General features: G+C 39.7%; 8 protein-coding genes. All 8 read left to right on the plus strand.

Translation table 11 applies throughout. From position 1 onward, the window contains the following. Positions 1-361 precede the first annotated feature (361 nt). The gene (locus AC0J20_RS22645; protein WP_473023484.1) at positions 362-1,300 is read left to right on the plus strand and encodes a LysR family transcriptional regulator; all 939 of its coding nucleotides are present in this window, start codon (positions 362-364) and stop codon (positions 1,298-1,300) included. 126 nt (positions 1,301-1,426) lie between these two features. Beyond that, positions 1,427-3,379, plus strand: a complete 1,953-nt coding sequence (locus AC0J20_RS22650; protein WP_473023485.1) for a TonB-dependent receptor domain-containing protein — start codon at positions 1,427-1,429, stop codon at positions 3,377-3,379. A 50-nt stretch (positions 3,380-3,429) separates the two neighbouring features. Continuing rightward, positions 3,430-4,449 (plus strand): MBL fold metallo-hydrolase, encoded by a 1,020-nt coding sequence (locus tag AC0J20_RS22655; protein ID WP_473023486.1) that lies wholly within the window; start codon positions 3,430-3,432, stop codon positions 4,447-4,449. Between the two features lie 46 nt (positions 4,450-4,495). Next, entirely contained in the window at positions 4,496-5,413 is a 918-nt protein-coding gene (locus AC0J20_RS22660) for a siderophore ABC transporter substrate-binding protein (RefSeq protein WP_473023487.1), read from the plus strand. Positions 5,414-5,527: 114 nt separating this feature from the next. After that, on the plus strand, positions 5,528-6,487 hold the full coding sequence (locus tag AC0J20_RS22665; RefSeq protein ID WP_473023488.1) for an ABC transporter permease: 960 nt from the start codon (positions 5,528-5,530) through the stop codon (positions 6,485-6,487). After that, positions 6,480-7,430: an iron chelate uptake ABC transporter family permease subunit gene (locus AC0J20_RS22670; RefSeq protein WP_473023490.1), complete on the plus strand. Its 951-nt coding sequence runs from the start codon at positions 6,480-6,482 to the stop codon at positions 7,428-7,430. Before AC0J20_RS22665 ends, AC0J20_RS22670 begins: the two co-directional genes overlap by 8 nt. A gap of 14 nt (positions 7,431-7,444) precedes the next feature. After that, positions 7,445-8,206 (plus strand): iron ABC transporter ATP-binding protein, encoded by a 762-nt coding sequence (locus AC0J20_RS22675; protein WP_473023491.1) that lies wholly within the window; start codon positions 7,445-7,447, stop codon positions 8,204-8,206. 645 nt (positions 8,207-8,851) lie between these two features. Continuing rightward, positions 8,852-9,184 (plus strand): hypothetical protein, encoded by a 333-nt coding sequence (locus AC0J20_RS22680; protein ID WP_473023492.1) that lies wholly within the window; start codon positions 8,852-8,854, stop codon positions 9,182-9,184. The last annotated feature ends 47 nt before the right edge of the window (positions 9,185-9,231 follow it).

Genomic DNA, 9,231 nt, shown 5'->3' on the forward strand with positions numbered 1-9,231 from the left:
TTGGATTCGACACCCATACCTTAAACTGGTAACTCTCTCTTTTAAAAGGGAAATGTCAGATTAGATTGGAACTTCTATAAATAACTCTTATATTGAGCGAGCCAAATTTTTTATCGTTATGCTTCACTGTCAGATATGAGCGAATTTGAGACGAACGCAGTTATTTGGTGTTATATGCAGATTTCTCCAAAGCGGACGTTCAGCCAACTCGTTTCTTGCCCGTAAATGATTTAGCGTAATTACTGTAACGAAGGTTTATGAGCTAGAAGCAGACGTTAAGCTTCCCCAAACTCGTTCTTTGCCTTTTAGAATTAGGCCAATGTAGTTTACACTTCATTTCGAATTAGTTTGAGGTAATGCAATGAACTTAACGCAACTAGATTTAAATTCGTTACAAATTCTGAAACAACTGATAGAAGAGAAGCATGTTTCTAACACAGCACTATCTTTAAATATTAGTCAGTCTTCCGTGAGTCGTGCACTACAAAAGATGCGTACCTTCTTTAACGATGAGCTACTTGTTCGTTCGAATTATGGATATGAGTTAACACCTAAAGCAGAAAGCCTTAAAGAAGATCTCACTGAGGTGATAACAAGCCTTGAACGATTAGTGCATAAACAGCAATTTTCTCCAGACACGATAGCAAGTACTGTTAAATTTTATGGTCTACAACCTCAAATAGATGCGTTAATGCCAGCCTTAATTGAGAAAGTCAGGAGTGAAGCGCCTAACTTAGTCGTCAGTATAGACACGACGCCTAAACGCCATTTTAACGCCTTGATAGCAGGTGATATTCATTTTGTGATGTCTTCGCATGAACCGCCAACGGGTGAGCAAAGTGTTCATAGAATGATATTAGCCAAGCGTGATTTTAGATTACTGATGAGTAAGTCTCACCCTCTAGCAGATAAAGCACTAACGACTGCAAACCTAATGCAAAGCCAATTTGGACAAATATCATTACAAGGTGAGAAGAATATTTCTTTTGAAGCTAAATTTCGTGAATTGGGCTACCTAAAAGGCAAAGAAAGTTTAAATGTACCCGTACAGCTATCTAATTTTAACTCAGCGCCCAATATTGCCGCTGGCACTGATATCATTTTTCATTTACCTACACCGTTTGCCCTTGCGGCATGTAAAGATGACAGGTTATGTGTCAAAGAAATCCCTAAAGAGCTACAACTAGATTTTCAATATGTTTATTTATATTGGCATAAGCGCTTTCATGATGATCCTATGTGTGAATGGGTGAGAGGCACTTTAAAATCACTTTTCTCCGAAGAAAAATCCTTTGCATAACATGATTATGCAAATCTCGCATAATCACAATCCATCTATCGAATGGGGAATTTGTTGCAAAAATAACGAATGGGGTTTTAAATGCGAATCATTCTCAATAGTAATTAATTTTAAAGCTTCTACCTAATGACATCTACTAACCCTTTTTCTTTAAGCAAAGTGGCTAGCACGCTCGCAACACTTAGTCTTTGCCCAGCATTTACCCTTCACGCGAATGCTCAGGCAGTTGATACAAGCGCAGCTAACACAGACGAAATGGAAACCATCGTTGTTACTGCTGCTGGTCGTGAACAACTTTTATCTAAAGCAGCCGCGTCAATTAGCGTAATTGGTCGCACTGATATTGAAAAAGGCTTTTATAAAGATCTAACCGATGCTTTACGCGATATGCCTGGTGTTACCCTTACTCGTGGTGGCGCGAGTGAAGATGTTTCATTACGTGGCATGAATGGTCAGTACACCGCGATTTTAGTTGATGGCAAAAAGCAATCAGGCCGAGAAACGCAGCCAAGTGGCAGCGGTGCAGGCTGGGAGCAAGATTGGTTACCACCACTCGACGCTATTGAGCGCATCGAAGTTGTACGTGGGCCAATGGCGACGCTTTATGGCTCTGGTGCCATTGGCGGTGTAATTAACATTATTACGCGTAAAGACTTTGAAAAGTTTCAAGGTAATATTCGTTTAGAAACGATTGTTCAAGAAGACAGCGATGCGGGTAATGATAGACAAGCACAAGTTTATCTTGCTATGCCAATCGTAAAAGACATGCTATCAGCTTCATTTACAGCAATGACACAAGAGCGTGACGAAGATGAAATTATTGACGGTTATGGTGGTAAAGAAATGGAAAACTACCGCGCTGAATTACACTTTATGGCAACTAAGTCAGATCGTTTCACCCTTGATTACGCAAAACAAGACCAAAAGCGTTATACAACAGAAGGTAAGTCTGTAGATTCTGTTCGTAGAGAGTCCGAAAGAAACAATAACCGAGAGTCTTTCTCACTTGCTCATACGGGTAACTATGAGTGGGCGACAGGTACAAGTTTTATTCAACAAGAAACAGTTGAAAACGTTGGTCGTGAAATTACGATTGAAAATTTAGTGTTTAATTCACAGTGGTCTACTGTGTTTGACCAAAATGCGATTGTTGCGGGTGTTTCGTACGAAAATGAAGACTTAGAAGATTTTGGTAACGGCGCTGAAGCAACCGAGATATCTAACTATCAATGGGCATTATTTGCAGACAATGAGTGGCAAGCCAAAGACGATTTAGCGATCACTTTAGGCCTTCGCTATGACGATAACGAAATTTTTGACTCTCACATTAGCTACCGCTTATACGGTGTTTGGTCATTAGCTGATAACTGGGTGCTAAAAGGTGGCGTTTCAACAGGCTACAGTGCACCTAATATTCGTGCGATGACACCTGAGTGGATGCAAGAGAGCCGTGGTGGTGACATTTACGGTAACCCTGATTTAGAGCCAGAAACGTCATTAAACAATGAAATTGGTGTTTACTACACAGGCGAAAACAACTTAGTTGCCCAAGTAACAGCGTTTTATAATGACTTTGAAGGTAAAGCTAACTTAACAACGTGTCCTGTTGAAAAGTGCGGCGACCCAACGGGTCGTCAATATGAAAACCTTGATGAAGCGACAGTATCGGGTGTAGAAGCGTCGGTTTCTACTGATGTCACAGATTCGTTATCAATTAACGCTGCCTACACCTACAACGATTCAGAGCAAAAATCGGGTGACAATAAAGGTCAACCGTTAACTCAAGTACCAATGCACTTGGCAAACGCAGGGGTAAATTGGCAAGTAAATGAGTCATTCAATACATGGGCAAAAGTGACTTATCGTGGTAAAGACAGTCAACCAATTACAATTGGTTCACGTTCAACCGTTGCGAAGTCATTAACTTATATGGATATCGGCGTAAACTGGCAAATAAACGACATGTTCACACTATCTACAGGCATTTATAACTTATTTGATAAGGAAATTACTGCGGAAGATTACGGTTATAAAGAAGATGGTCGCCGTTTATGGTTATCAGTTGTGACTTCTTTCTAAATCGCTTGATTTAACTAATAAACGGTAGTGAAAGGTTTAAACAGATTAACATGAAAAACGCATTGTTCTTATTTTTCTCTCTAGCTAGCTTAACAGCACTAGCTTTTGAAGTTAAAGCAGAAGAAAAAACAATTCAATCAGCTAAACATTTTGCTAGCAAAGGTATGGCACATGCAGAGCTATTTCCAGGTTTAACCAACCTTTGTGATATTGAATCTGAAATTCGCGATTTGTCAAAGCGTAAACGCAATAGTGCTTCAGGTAAAAAGAAAAAAAGTGGCAAGTCACGCTCGTCAGGGCTCCCTGCTACTAAGGTGTTTGATAATCTTTACTACGTCGGTACTGGTGGTGTTTCTAGTTGGGTAATAGAAACCAGTGACGGTTTAATTCTGGTCGATGCACTTAATACAGTAAGGCAAGCCAAAGAATATATTGAAAAAGGTATGCTTGCATTAGGCCTTAATCCAGCAGATACCAAGTATTTAATCATCGGCCATGAGCACGGCGATCACTATGGCGGTCAAGCACACTTTGTCAGCAATTATAAAACCAAAGTAGTGATGAGTGATGTTGCGTGGTCACGCCTTGAAAGCAATGAGTTAATCGTGTTTAGCCCGCGTTGGGGGCCTATGCCTAAGCGCGACATTACTATAAAAGATGGTGAGACCATTTTACTTGGTGATACTCAAGTGCAGGTTTATGAAACGCCAGGCCATACACCAGGCACCATTTCACTTATTTTCCCAGTATTCGATAATGGTAAAAAACACATGGTCAGCCTTTGGGGTGGTACTGGTTTAAATTACGGCCCAGATTTGGCTCGTATTCAATCATACACTGATGCAGCCTCTCGTTTTGGTGACATTACCAAGGCGCAAGGTGTCGATGTCTTTTTGTCAAATCACCCAACCAGAGATGGCACTAGAGAAAAACTCAAGTTAATGGCTGAGCATAGCAAAGATCAACCGCACCCTTTTGTTCAAGGTCAAGACGTAGTTGCTAAAGCCTATGAAATGCTAGCAAGCTGCACCCAAGCACAAGTGTTAAGAATTGAGCAGCAAGAGAAGTAAGCTGACCAGCACCGTTCGTTAAATTTTATTTATGAAAGCAGTATTTATGAAAAACTTTTTCCAATTATTTTTATCTTTTTTAGCGATTATCGCGCTTTCCTCCAATACAGTATCTGCCAAAGAAATCGCGATTAAACACTTAAAAGGCACCGCTAAATTTAACGGAGTACCTAAACGCGTTGTTGTATTGGGTAATGCTAGCTTAGATGTACTAGACCGATTAGGAATAAAACCCGTAGGTGCGCCACACTCACTGCTACCTAACTATTTAGCCGACTATGAGCACTCTACTCAAAATACGGGGACAACAGCGGAGCCTGATTTTGAAGCAGTTTTCACGCTAAAACCAGATGTGATTATTGCAGAAAACCGTATGCTTAAAATTTATGACGATATTAAACAAATCGCACCAACGGTAATGTTTTATATCGACAGCGGTAACTATTGGCAAGACGCACAAAAAAATTGGCGAATGTTAGGTAAGCTGTTTGATAAAGAAGCTGAAATTGAACGTTTGATAAACCAAGTGCAAGTTAAGATTGATAAGCTAGGCAAACAAGTGTCAGAGCAACAACTTAAAGCACTGATGATAATGAATAATGGTAATAACCTTGCGATGTTCAATAAAGGTAGTCGTTTTTCTCTGATATTTGATGAATTTAACTTCGCACAATCAACCAGTGAAAATATCGCACCGATTAAAGGTAATCACGGCAGCTTGATTTCATTTGAGTACATTGCCGATGCAAAACCCGATGTTATGTTTGTTATGGATAGAGAGCAAGCTATTGGAAGAAGCTCAGGAAAGGCGCAAGCACTGTTTAATAACCCGCTAGTTAATGCTACGCCTGCGGCGAAAAACAGCCGACTAATATTTATCGACTCTAACGCTTGGTATATTTCAACGGGTGGTATTACGGCTACTGAGTTGATGGTGGCAGATGCTGAAAAAGCACTGCACTAGTTGAGTAGAGCCCTTAACTAAATTTGTTTCTTAATTACTAATTAACCGTTCAACAAAGCCCTTCACTGATTTAAAAAACAGTGGAGGGTTCGTGTTTATAGAGTATTTCATTTTATGGTCACTAAACAGCAGCTAGTTGCTGCCAGTTTATTTTTTACCTTAGCGCTGACATCACTCCTGTTAGGTGCTGCTGATGTGTCATTTGCAGGTTTGTTTTCTGGCGACGAGCACGCTTATGATATTTATGTGATTTCCCGCATTCCCAGACTTATTGCCATTGTGTTAGCAGGTGCAGGCTTAAGTATAGCGGGCTTAGTCATGCAGCAAATCATGCAAAACCGCTTTGCATCCCCTTCAACAACGGGCACCATCGATTGTGCATTGCTAGGTTATGTTGTTGGTTTAATTCTTTTACAGCAAGCATCTCAGTGGTCGTATCTAACGGTTATTTTTGGCTTTGCTGTTTTTGGCACTTTGCTGTTTGTGCGTTTTTTACAGCAAATTCAATTCAAAAATGTTGTACTCGTGCCACTAATCGGCATTGTGTACGGCAATGTTATCTCAGCATTGACCACTTTTCTTGCTTATAAACACGACCTTGTACAAACCATGTCTTCATGGAGTGTTGCTAACTTTGCCAGTGTCTTGCAGGGTAACTATGAAATTTTGTTTTTAGCTGTGCCTGCCTGTATTTTGGCTTATTACTACGCTAGTCAATTTAGCGCCGCGAGTATCGGTCATAGCTTTGCTAAAAATATTGGTCTTGATTATCAAAAGGTTGTGTTTATCGGCGTTGTGCTTATCGCGAATAGCACGGCAAGTGTTGTGATGATTGTCGGTGTTATTCCCTTTTTAGGGTTGATTGTACCAAATGTTGTTTCGCTGTTTATGGGCGATAACATGAAAAAAATCTTGCCTTGGACTGCCTATTGGGGCGTCATTTTAGTATTGAGTTGCGACATTCTAGGCAGACTGCTCATTTTTCCGTATGAAATGCCAATTTCGATGATCATCAGTATCTTTGGTGGTGTGGTATTTATTTATCTGGTTGTTAAGGATAAAGCCAATGCGTGATTGGATAAAAGTCGCCATTTTACTATTGGCATGTTTTACAAGTATTGCATGGTTTATTGGGCAAGGACTAAACGCTGACAATTATCAATTTTTCTTAACACTTCGTTTACCGAAAGTGCTGGCAATTGTATTAGCTGCTATGGCAATATCGGCTTCATCTTTGGTGTTCCAAACCATTACCAATAACAGAATTCTTACCCCTTCAATTTTAGGCTTTGATAGCTTGTATTTATTGGTGCAAGTCATAATTGTTGTGATATTTGGCATGGCGAGTGTATTGGTGATAGAAGCCATACCAAATTTCTTACTATCAACAATCGTAATGATCGGATTCTCACTCACTTTATTTCATTTTTACTTTAAGCGCGGTAGTAGCAATATATTCACTTTGTTATTAATAGGTGTAGTCTGTGGCAGCTTATTTAACAGCCTGGCAGGCTTTTTAACCATGTTAGTTGATCCAAACGAGTTTGCAGTTATTCAACGCGCTATGTTCGCCAGCTTTAATAATATCAATGCAGAATTGGTCTACAGGAGTACGATTCCACTGATACTCTGTTTTGCCTACTTGTTTTTTTCAGCAAGAAAGCTCGATGTATTATGGTTAGGACAAGAAAATGCAACAAGCCTTGGCATAAACACGAAACGACTCACCAAGCAGATGATGATAGTTATTACTGTTATGGTGGCAGTAGCGACAGCCCTTGTTGGCCCAGTGCTGTTTTTTGGCTTAATCACGGTAAGTTTAACGCGTGAACTATTTAAGCGCTTTGAGCACAGCTTTCTAATTGTCGCGAGCAGTTTATTGGCAGTATTACTTTTAGTAACTGGGCAATGGTTTGTTGAAAAGGTGCTGACCTTCCAAACTACGATTAGCGTTATTATCAATTTGGTGGGGGGGAGTTATTTTATGTGGTTACTACTTCGCAATAAGATTAATTAAATTCCGAGACAGTTGTGATTAAGTTAACAGGATTATCAAAAAAATACGGTGATACTTTTGTTGTAAACAACGCAGATGCGTTATTTCCTAAAGGTGAAGTAACCGCCATTATTGGGCCTAATGGTGCGGGAAAAAGCACCTTATTGTCGATGGCTAGCCGTTTAACAGAAAGTGACGCTGGTGAAGTGCTGATTGGTGATAAGTTACTAGCCCAATGGGATAGTAAAGAGCTTGCCAAGCACTTAGCGGTATTAAGGCAATCTAATAATATCAATATGCGCTTTACGGTGAGAGAGCTTGTCTCCTTTGGCCGTTTTCCACATTCACAAGGTCGTTTAACCGACAGTGACAATACTATAATTGATAACGCGTTAAACGAGTTAGATATCACCTACATAAAAGACAAATATCTAGATGAACTCAGTGGCGGTCAACGCCAAATGGCATTTATTGCGATGGTTGTGGCGCAAGACACTAACTATATATTTTTAGATGAGCCGTTAAACAACCTAGATATAAAACACTCTGTTGAAATAATGCAGACATTACACCGTTTAGCCGCAGAGCTAAATAAAGCTGTTGTTATCGTTATCCATGATATTAACTTTGCCGCAAGCTATTCCGACAATATTGTCGCGATGAAAAAAGGTGAAGTGGTAAGTGCAGGCAAAGTAGATGACGTCGTAAAAGAAGAGATTATGGAATCTATTTATGAAATACCATTTACCATAAAAGATATTGATGGCAAAAAGGTCTGTTTATACTTCAAAATTTAGTATTTATAAGTCTGCTATTTGAATCGACCAGACTTACCTAGACGTTTTCTTGATTCATACTGGACTGCCCAATAGTATATCGCAACAAATTAGCTACTGAAACACGGTGAACTAGGCGGTGCAGAGTGAATAAAAATTCAACCTGCCGCGAATTCTCAAATTAAGTGGCAGTCTCCACAAATTGGAGAGTGCCAGTTAAAATGAGAATCTCAAGAAGGTAAATATTTCACCCTTCAGTAACTTAAAAGTCGGCCATTTTTTCGCTTGGCCACCCAAATTGGGATTTATTTCCGTTTTGGTATTTAAACTGAGATTTATTTTTCATGCTTTGAGGGCTTATAAAATAAAGACTAAATAAGTTACTTTTGTACTAAATTAACCAGCAGGATATGCTAAGTCTACTAGTCGTTTTAGGTCAATATATTTGTAGCGCTCGGTTGGTTAAATCTGCTGAGGAAAAGGAAGAGAAAGACCAGCGCTTTTCTCTGGTGTCAATCGAGTTATTTACATCGACGACGTTGGCGTTTATGACAAGCACTGTCGTTCAACCAACTCATGATCTGCTGTAATCAATTCAATAATTTTTAAACTATGTTGATCATAATCTATACTCGTAGCGTAGAGGAGCAATCGCAGGTATAGAATATGACAAGCCAAATGAAAATAGTTAGCAACCAACTTGTTCTTTTCCTCACACTATTGTTCATTAGCGGCAGTTTATTTGCAAAGCAGCATTCAAAAGTCTATATCAACCAATTGATCGATGGTGAACCTCGACAAATAGCCGCTCAATCTCTTCTCACTCAAGCATATTACAAGTTAGGCATAAAGTCTCATTTCCATACCGTTCCTGGGGAAAGAGGTTTGCTCATGACCAATCAAGGTCAAGCGGGTGGAGAGCTTATTAGAATAGGTGGATTGTCAGCTCAGTACCCCAATATTATTCAAGTGAATCAATCCGGGTTTGTCGGAGGCTAATTATCTTGAGAGAATTAGCCAATGAACAAAAGAATAAGTTATTCCCC

It is taken from the genome of Planctobacterium sp. R6 (assembly GCF_055755215.1).

Excerpts from the sequence above, each read along its gene's own strand:
- AC0J20_RS22645 (WP_473023484.1), top strand. The coding sequence starts at position 362 with ATGAACTTAACGCAACTAGATTTAAATTCGTTACAAATTCTGAAACAA.
- AC0J20_RS22650 (WP_473023485.1), top strand. The coding sequence starts at position 1,427 with ATGACATCTACTAACCCTTTTTCTTTAAGCAAAGTGGCTAGCACGCTC.
- AC0J20_RS22655 (WP_473023486.1), top strand. The coding sequence starts at position 3,430 with ATGAAAAACGCATTGTTCTTATTTTTCTCTCTAGCTAGCTTAACAGCA.
- AC0J20_RS22660 (WP_473023487.1), top strand. The coding sequence starts at position 4,496 with ATGAAAAACTTTTTCCAATTATTTTTATCTTTTTTAGCGATTATCGCG.
- AC0J20_RS22665 (WP_473023488.1), top strand. The coding sequence starts at position 5,528 with ATGGTCACTAAACAGCAGCTAGTTGCTGCCAGTTTATTTTTTACCTTA.
- AC0J20_RS22670 (WP_473023490.1), top strand. The coding sequence starts at position 6,480 with ATGCGTGATTGGATAAAAGTCGCCATTTTACTATTGGCATGTTTTACA.
- AC0J20_RS22680 (WP_473023492.1), top strand. The coding sequence starts at position 8,852 with ATGACAAGCCAAATGAAAATAGTTAGCAACCAACTTGTTCTTTTCCTC.